Origin of the sequence: Streptomyces sp. NBC_00090 (assembly GCF_045160815.1) — a bacterium.
In the GTDB taxonomy this organism is placed as follows: domain Bacteria; phylum Actinomycetota; class Actinomycetes; order Streptomycetales; family Streptomycetaceae; genus Streptomyces.
Genome location: NZ_CP108224.1, coordinates 1,724,030 through 1,740,406, shown reverse-complemented (window position 1 = coordinate 1,740,406; position 16,377 = coordinate 1,724,030). Strand labels below are relative to the sequence as shown.

Below are 16,377 nucleotides of genomic sequence, written 5' to 3'. Positions count from 1 at the left end.
AGTCGGGGAAGTCGGGGCAGTACGGGAAGCGGGGGGAGTACGGGGGGTATGGGCGAGGAACTGGTGCTGGCGTCCAAGTGGGACGTGGGCTTCGACGTGGTGCGTTTTCTCTGGGTGGGGTTCTTCAGCGACCTGCCCGCCTGGGCGCGGTACACCGTGCTCGCCCTGTTCGGCGCGACCTTGGCGTACGGCTTCCTCTCCTGGCTGCGGAACCGCTCCTCCTCCGCCACGGAGGCCGGGGAGACCGCCCCGGAGGCCGAGGAGGCCGTCCAGGAGGACGAGACCCGCGTCCGATAGCTGGACCGGAGACCAAGCGACCGACCCGGACGTGGGAGGATCGGTGGTGGCGGGCCAGGGCCGCGCACCCGGCCACGCCGTCGCAGTGCCCAGGCGCGAGCATGAGGAGCATCGTTGAGCAGGTTGCGTTGGCTGACCGCTGGGGAATCCCACGGACCCGCGCTGGTCGCGACGCTGGAGGGTCTTCCCGCCGGCGTCCCCGTCACCACCGAGCTGGTGGCGGACCACCTCGCGCGGCGTCGCCTCGGCTATGGGCGCGGCGCCCGGATGAAGTTCGAGCAGGACGAGATCACCTTCCTCGGCGGTGTCCGCCACGGGCTCTCCCTCGGCTCCCCGATCGCCGTCATGGTCGGCAACACCGAGTGGCCCAAGTGGGAGAAGGTCATGTCGGCCGACCCGGTCGACCCGTCCGAGCTCAAGGAGACGGGTCGCAACGCGCCCCTGACCCGCCCCCGGCCCGGCCACGCCGACCTCGCCGGCATGCAGAAGTACGGCTTCGACGAGGCCCGCCCGATCCTGGAGCGCGCCAGCGCCCGGGAGACCGCGGCCCGGGTCGCCCTCGGCGCCGTCGCCCGCTCCTTCATCAAGGAGGCCGCGGGCATCGAGATCGTCTCGCACGTCGTCGAACTGGCGGCCGCCAAGGCCCCGTACGGCGTCTACCCGACCCCCGCCGACGTCGAGCGGCTCGACGCCGACCCGGTGCGCTGCCTCGACGCCGACGCGTCGAAGGCGATGGTCGCCGAGATCGACCAGGCCCACAAGGACGGCGACACCCTCGGCGGAGTGGTGGAGGTCCTCGCCTACGGCGTGCCCGTCGGCCTCGGCTCGCACGTCCACTGGGACCGGCGCCTCGACGCCCGGCTCGCCGCCGCGCTCATGGGCATCCAGGCCATCAAGGGCGTCGAGGTCGGCGACGGCTTCGACCTCGCCCGCGTCCCCGGCTCGCAGGCCCACGACGAGATCGTCCGCACCGAGGAAGGCATCAAGCGCACCTCCGGCCGTGCCGGCGGCACCGAGGGCGGCCTGACCACGGGCGAGCTGCTCCGCGTCCGCGCCGCGATGAAGCCGATCGCGACCGTCCCGCGCGCCCTCGCCACGATCGACGTCGTCACCGGTGAGGCCACGGCGGCCCACCACCAGCGCTCCGACGTGTGCGCCGTCCCCGCCGCCGGCATCGTCGCCGAGGCCATGGTCGCGCTCGTCCTCGCGGACGCCGTCGTCGAGAAGTTCGGCGGCGACAGCGTCCCGGAGACCCGCCGCAACGTGCGGTCGTACCTCGACAACCTGCACATCCGGTGACCGCCGGACCGCTGGTCGTCCTCGTCGGACCCATGGGCTCCGGCAAGTCCACGGTGGGCGCGCTCCTGGCCGAACGGCTCGGCGCGCCCTACCGGGACACCGACGCCGACATCGTCGCCGCCGAGGGCCGGGAGATCTCCGACATCTTCATCGAGGACGGCGAGGAGCACTTCCGCGCCCTGGAGCGGGCCGCCGTCCACGCGGCCGTCGCCGGGCACGAGGGCGTCCTCGCCCTGGGCGGCGGCGCGATCCTCGACGCCGACACCCGCGCCCTGCTCGCCGGACTGCCCGTCGTGTACCTCTCGATGGACGTCGAGGAGGCGGTCCGCCGCGTCGGCCTCAACACCGCGCGGCCGCTGCTCGCCGTCAACCCGCGCCGCCAGTGGCGCGAGCTGATGGAGGCGCGCCGCCATCTCTACACCGAAGTCGCACGGGTGGTCGTCACCACCGACGACCGCACCCCCGAAGAGGTCGCGGACGCGGTCCTCTCGGCACTGGATCTGAAGAAGGACGCATGACGACGGACCAGGAAGTGACCCGTATCCAGGTCGCGGGCAGCGCGGGCACGGAGCCGTACGAGGTGCTGGTCGGCCGGCAGCTGCTCGGCGAGCTCCCCGCCCTGATCGGCACCCGGGCCAAGCGCGTCGCCGTGATCCACCCGGAGGCGCTCGCCGGCACCGGCGAGGCGCTCCGCGCGGACCTCGCCGACCAGGGCTTCGAGGCTGTCGCCATCCAGGTGCCGAACGCGGAGGAGGCGAAGACCGCCGAGGTCGCCGCCTACTGCTGGAAGGCGCTGGGCCAGACCGGCTTCACCCGGACCGACGTCATCGTCGGCGTCGGCGGCGGCGCGACCACCGACCTGGCGGGCTTCGTGGCCGCGACCTGGCTGCGGGGTGTGCGCTGGATCGCCGTACCGACCACGGTCCTGGCCATGGTCGACGCGGCCGTCGGCGGCAAGACGGGCATCAACACCGCCGAGGGCAAGAACCTCGTCGGCGCCTTCCACCCGCCGGCCGGGGTCATCTGCGACCTCGCCGCACTCGACTCGCTGCCGGTGAACGACTACGTGAGCGGGCTCGCCGAGATCATCAAGGCCGGCTTCATCGCCGACCCGGTGATCCTCGACCTCGTCGAGGAGGACCCGGAGGCCGCCCGTACGCCCGCCGGTCCGCACACCGCCGAGCTGATCGTGCGGTCGATCCGGGTCAAGGCCGAGGTCGTCTCCGGCGACCTCAAGGAGTCCGGCCGCCGCGAGATCCTCAACTACGGCCACACGCTCGCCCACGCCATCGAGAAGAACGAGCGGTACAAGTGGCGGCACGGCGCCGCCGTCTCCGTCGGCATGGTCTTCGCCGCCGAGCTCGGCCGACTCGCCGGCCGGCTCGACGACGCCACCGCCGACCGGCACCGCGCGGTCCTGGAGTCCGTCGGCCTGCCGCTCACGTACCGCGGCGACCAGTGGCCCAAGCTCCTGGAGACGATGAAGGTGGACAAGAAGTCCCGCGGCGACCTGCTGCGCTTCATCGTCCTCGACGGGCTCGGCAAGCCGGCCGTCCTGGAAGGGCCCGACCCGGCCGTGCTGTTCGCGGCGTACGGCGAGGTGGCGGTGTGACCGACCCCCGACCGGTCCTGGTGCTGAACGGTCCGAACCTCGGCCGGCTCGGCTCCCGCGAGCCCGACATCTACGGCGCCACCTCCTACAAGGGGCTCGTCGAGTCCTGCCGGACCCTCGGCGCGGAGCTCGGCTTCGACGTCGAGGTCCGGGAGACCAACGACGAGGGCGAGATGATCCGCTGGCTCCACGAGGCGGCGGACGGCTCGGTCCCGGTGGTGATCAACCCCGGGGCGTTCACGCACTACTCGTACGGGATGCGGGACGCGGCCGCGCAGCGCACCGCCCCGCTGATCGAGGTGCACATCTCGAACCCGTACGCCCGGGAGGAGTTCCGGCACACCTCGGTCGTCGCGGCCGTGGCGACCGGGACGGTCGCCGGGTTCGGGATCGGCTCCTACCGGCTGGCCCTGCGGGCGCTGGCCGAGGAACTGGCCGGCTGAAGCAGGGACTGCCTGAAGCAGTGGCCGGCTGAAGCAGGGGCCGGCTGACGGGGGCGTGAGCACGGCGGGGGCGGGCAGGGCACTTCGGGTCGCCCCCGGCCGTTCCCCCTGTGGGGGCCGGGGGCGGTAACGTTCCGGCGTCACGGATTCATCAGTCAGTCGTACGAGACGGAGTGGCACCGGATGCAGCACGCAGTGGGGGGCCCGCTGCCACCGCCCGAGCAGTCGCCGGGCCAGGCGCCCGCCCCCGGACCCGCGACAGGGCCCGCGGCAGGACCCGTGCCTCCCGTGGCAGGAGCCACGGCGGGATCCGTGTCCGGTCCTCCCGTGGCGGGGCCGGTCACCGGGCAGGCCTCGGGAGCGGCGGGCGGCGCCCAGGGCGCGCACCCGCCCGTTCCGCCTGCGCCCCCGCAGGCCGCCCCGTACCCGGCCCAGGCATCGCCCGCCGGTTCCCGGCTCGGCGTGCACCCCACCCTCCAGTCGAGCGCCCCCCGGCCCCCGCATCCGGCGCCCCCGCACCCCGCGGCGCCCGCGCCGGGCCCCGGCGGGCCGGGCTGGGGCGCCCCCGGAGCCGTACCGCAGCACGGACCTGTACCCCAGCACGGAGCCGTGCCGCAGCACGCGGCCGCCCCGCAGCCGCCGGCCTCACCCCAGCGGCCGGGCCCCCCGCCGCTCCCTCGCGCGGACCTCACCGGTCACGTCCCGCTGCCTCCCGTGAGCGCGCCGCTCGCGCCGCCCGCGGAGCACGGCACGGGGACCGGCACCGCGACCCTCGCCGTCCTGCTCATCGGCCCCGCGGGCGCAGGCAAGACGACCGTCGCCCGCCACTGGGCGCAGCGCCGCCGCGTGCCCACCGCGCACATCAGCCTCGACGACGTGCGCGAGTGGGTCTGCTCCGGCTTCGCCGACCCGCAATCCGGGTGGAACGAGCACTCCGAGGCGCAGTACCGGCTCGCCCGCCGCACCTGCGGCTTCGCCGCGCGCAACTACCTCGCCAACGGCATCTCCTGCATCGTCGACGACGCGGTCTTCCCCGACCGGCCCGTCGTCGGACTCGGCGGCTGGAAGCGCCACGTCGGCCCCGGGCTGCTGCCCGTCGTCCTCCTGCCGGGCCTGGAGATCGTCCTGGAGCGCAACGCCGAGCGCAGCGGCAACCGGCGTCTCTCCGACGAGGAGGTCGCCGCGATCCACGGCCGGATGGCAGGCTGGTACGGCTCGGGCCTGCCGATCATCGACAACTCCACGTACGACGTCGAGACCACCGCGCGGGTGCTCGACGACGTCCTCGCCCGCGCGATAGCGAGCCCGCCCGCCTGGTGACCCCCGGGTCCCGCACGGTCGGCCGCACAGAACAGGCCACCGCGCCGAGCTCCTCGTAGGCTCGGAGCATGTCAGAGGTGTATGCGGACCGCCGTGTACGGCTGCGCGATCGGTGCGCGGCCGCGGGCAGCCCGGCGGCCCTGGTCTCCCGCCCCGCCAACGTCCGCTATCTCGCGGGCGGTTCGCCCGCCGGAGCCGTCCTGTTCGTCGGCCCCGAGCCGGCCTCGGACGTCCTGCTCTGCCCCGTCGCGCCCGGTGGCGAGCCGGCCGACGGCCGGCTCGACGAGCTGCTCCGACAACAGGTCCTTCCTACCGGGGGTGGTGATCCCGCGGTCGCGGCCGCCGACCTCGCCCGCCGGGCGGGCGCCGACGCGCTCGCCGTCGAGGAGCACGACCTGACCGTGGCCCGGCACCGCGCGATGGGCTCGATCGCGCCCGGACTCCACCTCACCGACCTCTCCTGCGCCGTCGAACAGCTCAGGATCGTCAAGGACGAGGACGAGATCGCCTGTCTGCGGATCGCCGCCGAGATCGCCGACCAGGCCCTCGGCGAGCTCCTGGAGTCGATCCTGGTGGGGCGGACCGAGCGCCACCTCGCCCTGGAACTGGAACGACGGCTCGTCGACCACGGCGCCGACGGGGCCGCCTTCCCCACCTCGGTGGCGACCGGCCCGCACTCGGGGCGCCGCGGGCACCGGCCCACCGACCGCCGGGTCGAGGAGGGTGATTTCCTCTCCGTCTGCCTCGGCGCCGACTACCGCGGCTACCGGTGCGAGATCGGCCGCACCTTCGTCATCGGCACGACCCCCGCCGACTGGCAGATCGAGCTGTACGACCTCGTCTTCGCCGCTCAGCGGGCCGGACGCGAGTCCCTCGCGCCGGGTGCCGAGTACCGGGACGTGGACCGGGCGGCCCGCCAGATCCTGGACTCCGGAGGCCACGCGGAGGCCGCCGTGCCCCTCACCGGGCACGGGGTCGGGCTCGAAATCGACGAGGACCCGCAGCTCTCACCCTCGGCCATGGGTAAACTGGACGCTTGTGTGCCGGTCACCGTCGAACCGGGGGTCCACCTCCCGGGCCGGGGCGGGGTCCGGATCGATGACACGCTCGTCGTGCGCCAGGAGGCGGACGGCGGACCCGAGCTACTCACCATCACGACCAAGGAGCTGCTCGCGCTGTAAGGCGCGTACGCCTCCTCGGTCCCACGTCAGTCCAGGAGATTCCGCAACCGTGGCTTCCACGAACGACCTCAAGAACGGCATGGTGCTCAAGCTCGAAGGCGGCCAGCTCTGGTCCGTCGTCGAGTTCCAGCACGTCAAGCCCGGCAAGGGCCCGGCCTTCGTGCGCACCAAGCTCAAGAACGTGCTGTCCGGCAAGGTCGTCGACAAGACCTTCAACGCCGGTGTGAAGGTCGAGACGGCCACCATCGACCGCCGCGACATGCAGTTCTCCTACATGGACGGCGACTACTTCGTCTTCATGGACATGGAGACCTACGACCAGCTGCACGTCGACCGCAAGTCCGTCGGCGACGCGGCCAACTTCCTGATCGAGGGCTTCACCGCCTCGGTCGCGCAGCACGAGGGCTCGGTGCTCTACGTCGAGCTCCCCGCCGCCGTCGTGCTGACGATCCAGCACACCGACCCGGGCGTCCAGGGCGACCGCTCCACCGGTGGCACCAAGCCCGCCACGCTGGAGACCGGCCACGAGATCCAGGTCCCGCTCTTCATCACCACCGGTGAGAAGATCAAGGTCGACACGCGCAGCAGCGACTACCTCGGCCGGGTGAACGACTAACCGTGGCCGCTCGGAGCAAGGCCCGCAAGCGGGCCTTCCAGATCCTCTTCGAGGCCGACCAGCGCGACGCCTCCGTCCAGGAGGTCCTCGCGGACCAGGTCCGGCTCGCGCGGTCGGACGACCGTCAGCCGCCGGTCACCGACTTCACCATGCAGCTGGTCGAGGGGTACGCGGCGCACGTCGCGCGCATCGACGAGCTCATCGCCACCTATGCGGTGGACTGGGACCTCGACCGGATGCCGGTCGCCGACCGGAACATCGTGCGCCTCGGCGCGTACGAGCTGATCTGGGAGGACGGCACGCCGGACGCGGTCGCGATCGACGAGGCGGTGCAGCTCGCCAAGGAGTTCTCCACCGACGAGTCCCCGAACTTCGTCAACGGTCTGCTGGCGCGCTTCAAGGACTTGAAGCCGCGTCTGCGCCGGGACGCGGACGTCTGAGTCCGCAGGACGTCACCCGCCGTCGAAGGGGCCCGCAGCGCACGCGCTGCGGGCCCCTTCGACGCGTCCGGCTCCAGGGGGACACCGGAGGCTCCCGGAAGGCCCTGGGGGGCGCCTGGAGCCCGTGAGCGCCCCTGTACAGGTCGGCGAAGGCACCGGGCCTGTGAGCGTCCGTACGGGCCGGGGAAAGCACCGGGCCTGTGAGCGTCCGTACGGGTCGGCGAAGGCACCGGGCTCGTGAGCGTCCGTACAGGCCGGCGAAGGCACCGGGCCTGTGAGCGTCCGTACAGGCCGGGGAAAACACCGGGCCCGTGGACGTCGGATGACGTCCACGGGCCCGGCGGTACGTTTCTGCTGTTGCCTCGTAAGGGCAGCGGAGGGTCAGTTCTCCTCGTGGGCGACCGCGCGGCGCGCGTCCGCGTCGAGGACGCCCCAGCTGATCAGCTGCTCGGTGAGGACCGAGGGGGACTGGTCGTAGATGACGGCGAGCGTGCGCAGGTCGTCCTGACGGATCGACAGCACCTTGCCGTTGTAGTCGCCGCGCTGCGACTGGATCGTCGCCGCGTAGCGCTGGAGGGGGCCGGCCTTCTCCTGGGGGACGTGGGCGAGGCGCTCCAGGTCCAGGACCAGCTTCGGCGGCGGCTCGGCGGCCCCGCCCGGGGTCGTGCCCGGCAGGAGCTCCTGCACCGGCACCCCGTAGAAGTCGGCCAGCTCGGCAAGACGCTGCACGGTCACCGCGCGGTCACCACGCTCGTACGAGCCGACCACGACGGCCTTCCAGCGGCCCTGGGACTTCTCCTCCACCCCGTGGAGGGAAAGACCCTGCTGGGTGCGGATGGCACGGAGTTTGGCCCCGAGCTGCTTTGCGTATTCGCTGGACATAACGCTCCCGGACGCTGTGACGACATGCGGCTGCGCCGCGCGGCTGGTAACTCACTGTGAGGTTACGCAGCGTTACTCTTTCCCGTCAAGCCGAAAGGTCCGTACCGCCCCCTCCCGGGGGACGGCGCCCGGAGTGGCGGCAGGGGCCCCGGGGGCGCGCCCGACCGCCCCTGGTATCGTTGACCGCGCAAATCCGACGTCCTTTAAGAGCCGTCCCGTGAGGCGGAGAAGGAGGTCCGTTTCCCATGGACGCTCAGCAGTACAACGATGACGCCAGGCCCGTTCTCGAGGCCCCGGACATCGCGCGGGTCCTTACCCGCATCGCCCACGAGATCGTCGAGCGCGCCAAGGGCGCGGACGACGTGGTTCTCCTCGGCATTCCCACCCGCGGTGTCTTCCTGGCCCGCCGGCTCGCCGAGAAGCTCGAATCGATCACCGGCGCCAAGATCCCGGTCGGTTCACTCGACATCACCATGTACCGGGACGACCTGCGGCTGAAGCCCGCGCGCGCCCTCGGCCGCACCGACATTCCCGGTGACGGCATCGACGGCCGCCTCGTCGTCCTCGTGGACGACGTCCTCTTCTCCGGCCGCACCATCCGCGCCGCCCTCGACGCCCTCGGCGACATCGGCCGCCCGCGCGCCGTCCAGCTCGCGGTCCTCGTCGACCGCGGCCACCGCGAACTTCCGATCCGCGCCGACTACGTCGGCAAGAACCTCCCCACGTCGCTGCGGGAGACGGTCAAGGTGCAGCTCGCCGAGGAAGACGGTCGCGACACCGTCCTGCTCGGTTCCAAGACCGCCTCCTAGCCGGACCGGCCTCCCCGCGGGACCCGGGGCACACCCCTGCGCTCCCGCATGCCCGCACACCTCCCCACCACGGAGAGAAACCCCGATGATGCGTCACCTCATCTCGGCCGCCGACCTCACCCGCGACGACGCCGTCCTGATCCTCGACACCGCCGAGGAGATGGCCCGGGTGGCCGACCGGCCCATCAAGAAGCTGCCCGCCCTGCGCGGCCGGACCATCTGCAACCTCTTCTTCGAGGACTCCACCCGGACCCGGATCTCCTTCGAGGCCGCCGAGAAGCGCCTCTCCGCCGACGTGATCAACTTCGCGGCCAAGGGCTCCAGCGTCTCCAAGGGCGAGTCCCTCAAGGACACCGCGCAGACCCTGGAGGCCATGGGCGTCGACGCGGTCGTCATCCGCCACGGCGCCTCCGGCGCCCCGTACCGCCTCGCCACCTCCGGCTGGATCGACGCCCCCGTCGTCAACGCCGGCGACGGCACCCACCAGCACCCCACCCAGGCCCTCCTCGACGCCTTCACCATGCGCCGCCGCCTGGTCGGCCGTGACGCGGGCCTCGGCAAGGACCTGGCCGGCCGGCGCATCACGATCGTCGGCGACGTCCTGCACAGCCGGGTCGCCCGCTCCAACGTCGACCTCCTGCACACCCTCGGCGCCGAGGTCACCCTGGTGGCCCCGCCGACCCTGGTCCCCGTCGGCGTCGAGACCTGGCCCTGCGAGATCTCGTACGACCTCGACAGGGTGCTGCCGAAGTCCGACGCGGTGATGATGCTGCGTGTGCAGCGCGAGCGGATGAACGCCGCCTTCTTCCCCACCGAGCGTGAGTACTCGCGCCGGTACGGGCTCGACGGCGACCGGATGGCGAAGATGCCCGAGCACGCCATCGTCATGCACCCCGGGCCCATGGTCCGCGGCATGGAGATCACCGCCGAGGTCGCCGACTCCGACCGCTGCACGGTGATCGAGCAGGTCGCCAACGGCGTCTCGATCCGGATGGCCGTCCTCTACCTGCTGCTCGGCGGCAACGACTCCGCCGCCCCCGCCCCCAGCACCACCCGCACCGAGGAGAGCAAGTAACCATGAGCAAGATCCTTATCCGTGGTGCGAAGGTACTCGGCGGCGAGGCCCAGGACGTCCTGATCGACGGCGAGACCATCGCAGAGGTCGGTACGGGCCTGTCGGCCGAGGGCGCGACGGTCATCGAGGCCGAGGGCCGGATCCTGCTGCCCGGCCTGGTCGACCTCCACACCCACCTGCGCGAGCCCGGCCGCGAGGACTCCGAGACCGTCCTCACCGGCACCCGCGCCGCCGCCTCCGGCGGCTACACCGCCGTCTTCGCCATGGCCAACACCCACCCGGTCGCCGACACCGCCGGTGTCGTCGAGCAGGTCTACCGGCTCGGCAAGGAGTCCGGCTACTGCGACGTGCAGCCCATCGGCGCCGTCACCGTCGGCCTGGAGGGCAAGAAGCTCGCCGAGCTCGGCGCCATGCACGACTCCGCCGCCGGCGTCACCGTCTTCTCCGACGACGGCAAGTGCGTCGACGACGCCGTGATCATGCGCCGCGCCCTGGAGTACGTGAAGGCCTTCGACGGCGTCGTCGCCCAGCACGCCCAGGAGCCCCGCCTCACCGAGGGCGCCCAGATGAACGAGGGCGTCGTCTCGGCGCAGCTCGGTCTCGGCGGCTGGCCGGCCGTGGCCGAGGAGTCGATCATCGCCCGCGACGTCCTCCTCGCCGAGCACGTCGGCTCCCGCGTCCACATCTGCCACCTCTCCACCGCGGGCTCCGTCGAGATCGTCCGCTGGGCCAAGTCCCGCGGCATCGACGTCACCGCCGAGGTCACCCCGCACCACCTCCTCCTCACGGACGAGCTGGTCCGCTCGTACAACCCCGTCTACAAGGTCAACCCGCCGCTGCGCACCGAGAAGGACGTCCTCGCGCTGCGCGAGGCGCTGGCCGACGGCACGATCGACATCGTCGCCACCGACCACGCCCCGCACCCGCACGAGGACAAGGACTGCGAGTGGGCCGCGGCCGCCATGGGCATGGTCGGCCTGGAGACCGCCCTCTCCGTCGTCCAGCAGACGATGGTCGAGACGGGCCTCCTCGACTGGGCCGGCGTCGCCGACCGGATGTCCTTCGCCCCGGCGCGCATCGGACGGGCCAAGGGCCACGGACGACCCGTCTCGGCTGGTGAGCCCGCGAACCTGACGCTGGTCGATCCGGCTTACCGTGGTGTCGTGGACCCCGCGGACTTCGCCTCCCGCAGCCGCAACACCCCCTACGAGGGTCGTGAGCTGCCGGGACGCGTCACCCACACCATCCTGCGGGGCCGTGCAACGGTCGTGGACGGGAAGCTGGCGTGACACCACTCATCGCAATCGCCGCAGAGGCAGCGGATCAGAAGTCGGCGGAGGTGACCGACTGGGCCGGACGGATCGGCTGGGTCGCCGGACTGCTGCTCTTCGTCGTCTTCGTCTACTGGCTCATGCGCCAGGGATGGAAGTGGCGCGGCAGCCTCCAGTCGGACCTGCCCGAGCTGCCCACCGCGCCGGAGGCCCCCGGTGAGACGAGACTGACTCTCAGCGGGCGCTACCACGGGTCCACGACCGCCGGGCAGTGGCTCGACCGGATCGTCGCCCACGGCCTCGGCACCCGCAGCCGCGTCGAGCTCACGCTCACCGACGCCGGGATCGAGGTCGTACGCCCCGGGGCGAACGACTTCTTCATCCCGGCCGAGGCCCTCCGCGAGGCCCGCCTCGACAAGGGCATCGCCGGCAAGGTCCTCGCCGAGGGCGGCCTGCTGATCGTCACCTGGGCCCACGGCGAGAAGCTGCTCGACTCCGGCTTCCGCTCCGACCGGGCGGCCGAACACACCGCCTGGGTGGAAGACATCAACTCCATGATCAACACGACGGAAGGCATCGCACGATGACGACCTCCATCCAGGGAGTCGCCTCTCAGAGGCACAAGGCTGCTCCCGCCGTACTCGTCCTGGAGGACGGCCGCATCTTCCGCGGCCGCGCCTACGGGGCCGTGGGGGAGACCTTCGGCGAGGCCGTGTTCTCCACCGGCATGACCGGCTACCAGGAGACCCTCACCGACCCGTCGTACCACCGCCAGGTCGTGGTCATGACCGCCCCGCACGTCGGCAACACCGGCGTCAACGACGAGGACCCCGAGTCCGGCCGCATCTGGGTCTCCGGCTACGTCGTCCGCGACCCCGCCCGCGTCTCCTCCAACTGGCGCGCCCAGCGCTCGCTGGACGAGGAGCTGGAGCGCCAGGGCGTCGTCGGCATCTCCGGCATCGACACCCGCGCCCTCACCCGCCACCTGCGCGAGCGCGGCGCCATGCGCGTCGGCATCTTCTCCGGCGACGCCTGGAGCGGCGTCCGCGACGAGGCGCTCCTCGCGAAGGTCCAGGAGCAGCCCCAGATGAAGGGCGCGAACCTCTCCGCCGAGGTCGCCACCAAGGAGACGTACGTCGTCCCCGCGATCGGTACGAAGAAGTTCACCGTCGCCGCCGTCGACCTCGGCATCAAGGGCATGACCCCGCACCGGATGGCCGAGCGCGGCATCGAGGTCCACGTGCTGCCCGCCACCGCCACCGCCGAGGACATCTACGCGGTCGAGCCGGACGGTGTCTTCTTCTCCAACGGCCCGGGCGACCCGGCCACCGCCGACGGCCCCGTCGCCGTCATGCGCGCCGTCCTGGAGCGCAGGACGCCGCTCTTCGGCATCTGCTTCGGCAACCAGATCCTCGGCCGCGCCCTCGGCTTCGGCACCTACAAGCTGAAGTACGGCCACCGAGGCATCAACCAGCCGGTCCAGGACCGCACCACCGGCAAGGTCGAGGTCACCGCGCACAACCACGGCTTCGCCGTCGACGCGCCCCTCGACAAGGTCTCCGACACCCCCTTCGGGCGTGCCGAGGTCTCCCACGTCTGCCTCAACGACGACGTCGTCGAAGGCCTCCAGCTGCTCGACCAGCCGGCCTTCTCCGTCCAGTACCACCCCGAGGCGGCCGCCGGCCCGCACGACGCCGCGTACCTCTTCGACCGCTTCGTATCCCTGATGGAGGCCGAGCGTGCCTAAGCGCACCGATATCCAGTCCGTCCTGGTCATCGGCTCCGGCCCGATCGTCATCGGACAGGCCGCAGAGTTCGACTACTCCGGCACCCAGGCCTGCCGCATCCTCAAGGCCGAGGGCCTGCGGGTCATCCTGGTCAACTCCAACCCGGCCACGATCATGACCGACCCGGAGATCGCCGACGCCACGTACGTCGAGCCGATCACCCCCGAGTTCGTCGAGAAGATCATCGCCAAGGAGCGCCCCGACGCCCTCCTGCCCACCCTCGGCGGCCAGACCGCGCTCAACACCGCGATCTCCATGCACGAGCAGGGCGTCCTGGAGAAGTACGGCGTCGAGCTCATCGGCGCCAACGTCGAGGCCATCAACAAGGGCGAGGACCGCGACCTCTTCAAGGGCGTCGTCGAGGCCGTCAAGGCCAAGATCGGCTACGGCGAGTCCGCCCGCTCGGTCATCTGCCACTCGATGGACGACGTCATCCAGGGCGTCGAGACGCTCGGCGGCTACCCCGTCGTCGTCCGCCCCTCCTTCACCATGGGCGGCGCCGGCTCCGGCTTCGCCCACGACGAGGACGAGCTGCGCCGCATCGCCGGCCAGGGCCTCACGCTCTCCCCGACCACCGAGGTGCTCCTGGAGGAGTCCATCCTCGGCTGGAAGGAGTACGAGCTGGAGCTGATGCGCGACAAGAACGACAACGTCGTGGTCGTCTGCTCCATCGAGAACTTCGACCCCATGGGCGTCCACACCGGTGACTCGATCACCGTCGCCCCGGCGATGACGCTCACCGACCGCGAGTACCAGCGGCTGCGCGACATCGGCATCGCGATCATCCGCGAGGTCGGCGTCGACACCGGCGGCTGCAACATCCAGTTCGCGATCGACCCGGTCGACGGCCGGATCATCGTCATCGAGATGAACCCGCGCGTCTCCCGCTCCTCGGCGCTCGCCTCCAAGGCGACCGGCTTCCCGATCGCGAAGATCGCGGCCCGTCTCGCCGTCGGCTACACGCTGGACGAGATCCCGAACGACATCACGGAGAAGACCCCGGCGTCCTTCGAGCCCACGCTCGACTACGTCGTTGTCAAGGCCCCGCGCTTCGCTTTCGAGAAGTTCCCCTCCGCCGACTCCACGCTGACCACGACCATGAAGTCGGTCGGCGAGGCCATGGCGATCGGCCGGAACTTCACCGAGGCGCTCCAGAAGGCCCTGCGCTCCCTGGAGAAGAAGGGCTCGCAGTTCACCTTCGTCGGTGACCCGACCGCGTCCATGTCGAAGGAAGAGCTGCTGCGCGAGTCGGTCCGCCCGACCGACGGCCGCATCAACACCGTCATGCAGGCCATCCGAGCCGGAGCCACCCCGGAGGAGGTCTTCGACGCCACGAGGATCGACCCGTGGTTCGTCGACCAGCTCTTCCTGATCAAGGAGATCGCCGACGAGCTGGCCGCCGCCGAGAAGCTCGAGCCCGAGATCCTCGCCGAGGCCAAGCGCCACGGCTTCTCCGACGCCCAGATCGCCGAGATCCGCGGCCTGCGCGAGGACGTCGTCCGCGAGGTCCGGCACGCCCTCGGCGTCCGCCCGGTCTACAAGACGGTCGACACCTGCGCCGCCGAGTTCGCCGCGAAGACCCCGTACTTCTACTCCTCGTACGACGAGGAGAGCGAGGTCGCCCCGCGCACCAAGCCCGCGGTGATCATCCTGGGCTCCGGCCCGAACCGCATCGGCCAGGGCATCGAGTTCGACTACTCCTGCGTCCACGCCTCCTTCGCCCTGAGCGACGCGGGCTACGAGACCGTGATGGTCAACTGCAACCCGGAGACCGTCTCGACGGACTACGACACCTCCGACCGCCTGTACTTCGAGCCGCTGACGCTCGAGGACGTGCTGGAGATCGTCCACGCGGAGACGCTGGCCGGCCCCGTCGCCGGTGTCGTCGTCCAGCTCGGCGGCCAGACCCCGCTGGGTCTGTCGCAGGCGCTCAAGGACAACGGCGTGCCGGTCGTCGGCACCCCGCCGGAGGCCATCCACGCCGCCGAGGACCGCGGCGCCTTCGGCCAGGTCCTCGCCGAGGCCGGCCTCCCGGCCCCCAAGCACGGCACCGCGACCACCTTCGCCGGAGCCAAGGCCATCGCCGACGAGATCGGCTACCCCGTCCTCGTGCGCCCGTCGTACGTGCTCGGTGGCCGCGGCATGGAGATCGTGTACGACGAGACCCGCCTCGAGTCGTACATCGCCGAGTCCACCGAGATCAGCCCCACCCGGCCGGTCCTGGTCGACCGCTTCCTCGACGACGCCATCGAGATCGACGTCGACGCGCTCTACGACGGCGAGGAGCTCTACCTCGGCGGCGTCATGGAGCACATCGAGGAGGCCGGCATCCACTCCGGCGACTCGGCCTGCGCCCTGCCCCCGATCACCCTCGGCGGCTACGACATCAAGCGCCTGCGCATCTCCACCGAGGCCATCGCCAAGGGCGTCGGCGTCCGCGGACTGATCAACATCCAGTTCGCCATGGCCGGCGACATCCTGTACGTGCTCGAGGCCAACCCGCGCGCCTCCCGGACCGTCCCCTTCACCTCGAAGGCGACCGCCGTGCCGCTCGCGAAGGCCGCCGCCCGCATCTCGCTCGGCGCCACCATCGCCGAGCTGCGCGCCGAGGGCCTGCTGCCGAAGAACGGCGACGGCGGCACCCTGCCGATCGACGCGCCGATCTCCGTCAAGGAGGCCGTGATGCCGTGGTCGCGCTTCCGCGACATCCACGGCCGCGGCGTCGACACCGTCCTCGGCCCGGAGATGCGCTCCACCGGCGAGGTCATGGGCATCGACGCGGTCTTCGGCACGGCGTACGCCAAGTCGCAGGCCGGCGCCTACGGCCCGCTGCCCACCAAGGGCCGCGCGTTCATCTCCGTCGCCAACCGCGACAAGCGCTCGATGATCTTCCCGGCCCGCGAGCTCGTCGCCCACGGCTTCGAGCTGCTCGCCACCTCCGGCACCGCCGAGGTCCTCAAGCGCAACGGCATCAACGCCACGATCGTGCGCAAGCTCAGCGAGGGCGAGGGCCCGAACGGCGAGAAGACGATCGTCCAGCTGATCCACGACGGCCAGGTCGACCTGATCGTCAACACCCCGTACGGCACCGGCGGCCGCCTCGACGGCTACGAGATCCGTACGGCCGCGGTGGCGCGCAGCGTCCCGTGCCTCACCACGGTCCAGGCGCTCGCCGCCGCCGTCCAGGGCATCGACGCGCTCAACCGCGGCGACGTCGGCGTCCGCTCGCTCCAGGAACACGCGGAGCATCTGACCGCGGCCCGCGACTAGCAGCCCGTACGAAGCAGGGGGGACACCGGAGACACCGCGGTGTCCCCCTCTTCATGAGCACACCTGGACTTCCCG

16 protein-coding genes are annotated in these 16,377 nt (G+C 71.7%); 15 read left to right on the top strand and 1 reads right to left on the bottom strand.

What is annotated here, in order from left to right; translation table 11 throughout:
• Positions 1-48 precede the first annotated feature (48 nt).
• From OG361_RS07540 to nusB, 9 genes are all read left to right on the top strand, one after another.
• Positions 49-297 (top strand): hypothetical protein, encoded by a 249-nt coding sequence (locus OG361_RS07540; protein WP_405852568.1) that lies wholly within the window; start codon positions 49-51, stop codon positions 295-297.
• A 114-nt stretch (positions 298-411) separates the two neighbouring features.
• Positions 412-1,596: a chorismate synthase gene (gene aroC / locus OG361_RS07535; RefSeq protein WP_405852567.1), complete on the top strand. Its 1,185-nt coding sequence runs from the start codon at positions 412-414 to the stop codon at positions 1,594-1,596.
• Positions 1,593-2,114 carry a shikimate kinase gene (locus tag OG361_RS07530; protein WP_405852566.1) on the top strand — a complete coding sequence of 174 codons (522 nt, stop codon included), beginning with the start codon at positions 1,593-1,595 and terminating at the stop codon, positions 2,112-2,114. Before aroC ends, OG361_RS07530 begins: the two co-directional genes overlap by 4 nt.
• Positions 2,111-3,208: a 3-dehydroquinate synthase gene (aroB, locus tag OG361_RS07525; protein ID WP_384566303.1), complete on the top strand. Its 1,098-nt coding sequence runs from the start codon at positions 2,111-2,113 to the stop codon at positions 3,206-3,208. The genes OG361_RS07530 and aroB overlap by 4 nt, the downstream gene beginning before the upstream one ends.
• Complete coding sequence (gene aroQ / locus OG361_RS07520) at positions 3,205-3,651, top strand: type II 3-dehydroquinate dehydratase (protein ID WP_405852565.1); 447 nt, start codon at positions 3,205-3,207, stop codon at positions 3,649-3,651. Before aroB ends, aroQ begins: the two co-directional genes overlap by 4 nt.
• A gap of 462 nt (positions 3,652-4,113) precedes the next feature.
• Complete coding sequence (locus OG361_RS07515) at positions 4,114-4,971, top strand: AAA family ATPase (protein WP_405862131.1); 858 nt, start codon at positions 4,114-4,116, stop codon at positions 4,969-4,971.
• A 68-nt stretch (positions 4,972-5,039) separates the two neighbouring features.
• Complete coding sequence (locus OG361_RS07510; RefSeq protein WP_405852563.1) at positions 5,040-6,152, top strand: aminopeptidase P family protein; 1,113 nt, start codon at positions 5,040-5,042, stop codon at positions 6,150-6,152.
• Positions 6,153-6,201: 49 nt separating this feature from the next.
• Positions 6,202-6,768: an elongation factor P gene (efp, locus tag OG361_RS07505; protein ID WP_384566294.1), complete on the top strand. Its 567-nt coding sequence runs from the start codon at positions 6,202-6,204 to the stop codon at positions 6,766-6,768.
• A 2-nt stretch (positions 6,769-6,770) separates the two neighbouring features.
• Entirely contained in the window at positions 6,771-7,208 is a 438-nt protein-coding gene (gene nusB / locus OG361_RS07500) for a transcription antitermination factor NusB (RefSeq protein ID WP_384566291.1), read from the top strand.
• 381 nt (positions 7,209-7,589) lie between these two features.
• Here the strand turns inward: nusB and bldD are convergent, their stop codons facing one another.
• Positions 7,590-8,090 (bottom strand): transcriptional regulator BldD, encoded by a 501-nt coding sequence (gene bldD, locus OG361_RS07495; RefSeq protein ID WP_015032294.1) that lies wholly within the window; start codon positions 8,088-8,090, stop codon positions 7,590-7,592.
• A 245-nt stretch (positions 8,091-8,335) separates the two neighbouring features.
• On the opposite strand from bldD, the gene pyrR reads away from it, so the two are divergent.
• The 6 genes from pyrR (at position 8,336) to carB (ending at position 16,302) form a co-directional block, all read left to right on the top strand.
• A complete protein-coding gene (gene pyrR, locus OG361_RS07490; protein WP_384566289.1) occupies positions 8,336-8,899 on the top strand; it encodes a bifunctional pyr operon transcriptional regulator/uracil phosphoribosyltransferase PyrR in 564 nt (187 codons plus the stop codon).
• A gap of 85 nt (positions 8,900-8,984) precedes the next feature.
• A complete protein-coding gene (locus tag OG361_RS07485; protein WP_384566287.1) occupies positions 8,985-9,974 on the top strand; it encodes an aspartate carbamoyltransferase catalytic subunit in 990 nt (329 codons plus the stop codon).
• A gap of 2 nt (positions 9,975-9,976) precedes the next feature.
• The gene (locus OG361_RS07480; protein ID WP_405852561.1) at positions 9,977-11,263 is read left to right on the top strand and encodes a dihydroorotase; all 1,287 of its coding nucleotides are present in this window, start codon (positions 9,977-9,979) and stop codon (positions 11,261-11,263) included.
• Positions 11,260-11,832 carry a hypothetical protein gene (locus OG361_RS07475; protein WP_405852559.1) on the top strand — a complete coding sequence of 191 codons (573 nt, stop codon included), beginning with the start codon at positions 11,260-11,262 and terminating at the stop codon, positions 11,830-11,832. Before OG361_RS07480 ends, OG361_RS07475 begins: the two co-directional genes overlap by 4 nt.
• Complete coding sequence (gene carA, locus OG361_RS07470) at positions 11,829-12,992, top strand: glutamine-hydrolyzing carbamoyl-phosphate synthase small subunit (protein ID WP_405852558.1); 1,164 nt, start codon at positions 11,829-11,831, stop codon at positions 12,990-12,992. The genes OG361_RS07475 and carA overlap by 4 nt, the downstream gene beginning before the upstream one ends.
• On the top strand, positions 12,985-16,302 hold the full coding sequence (carB, locus tag OG361_RS07465) for a carbamoyl-phosphate synthase large subunit (protein ID WP_405852556.1): 3,318 nt from the start codon (positions 12,985-12,987) through the stop codon (positions 16,300-16,302). Before carA ends, carB begins: the two co-directional genes overlap by 8 nt.
• The last annotated feature ends 75 nt before the right edge of the window (positions 16,303-16,377 follow it).

Bases quoted from the DNA above. Each gene is read 5' to 3' on its own strand.
- OG361_RS07540 (WP_405852568.1), top strand. From the start codon at position 49: ATGGGCGAGGAACTGGTGCTGGCGTCCAAGTGGGACGTGGGCTTCGAC.
- aroB (WP_384566303.1), top strand. From the start codon at position 2,111: ATGACGACGGACCAGGAAGTGACCCGTATCCAGGTCGCGGGCAGCGCG.
- OG361_RS07510 (WP_405852563.1), top strand. From the start codon at position 5,040: ATGTCAGAGGTGTATGCGGACCGCCGTGTACGGCTGCGCGATCGGTGC.
- bldD (WP_015032294.1), bottom strand. From the start codon at position 8,090: ATGTCCAGCGAATACGCAAAGCAGCTCGGGGCCAAACTCCGTGCCATC.
- pyrR (WP_384566289.1), top strand. From the start codon at position 8,336: ATGGACGCTCAGCAGTACAACGATGACGCCAGGCCCGTTCTCGAGGCC.
- OG361_RS07485 (WP_384566287.1), top strand. From the start codon at position 8,985: ATGATGCGTCACCTCATCTCGGCCGCCGACCTCACCCGCGACGACGCC.
- OG361_RS07480 (WP_405852561.1), top strand. From the start codon at position 9,977: ATGAGCAAGATCCTTATCCGTGGTGCGAAGGTACTCGGCGGCGAGGCC.
- carA (WP_405852558.1), top strand. From the start codon at position 11,829: ATGACGACCTCCATCCAGGGAGTCGCCTCTCAGAGGCACAAGGCTGCT.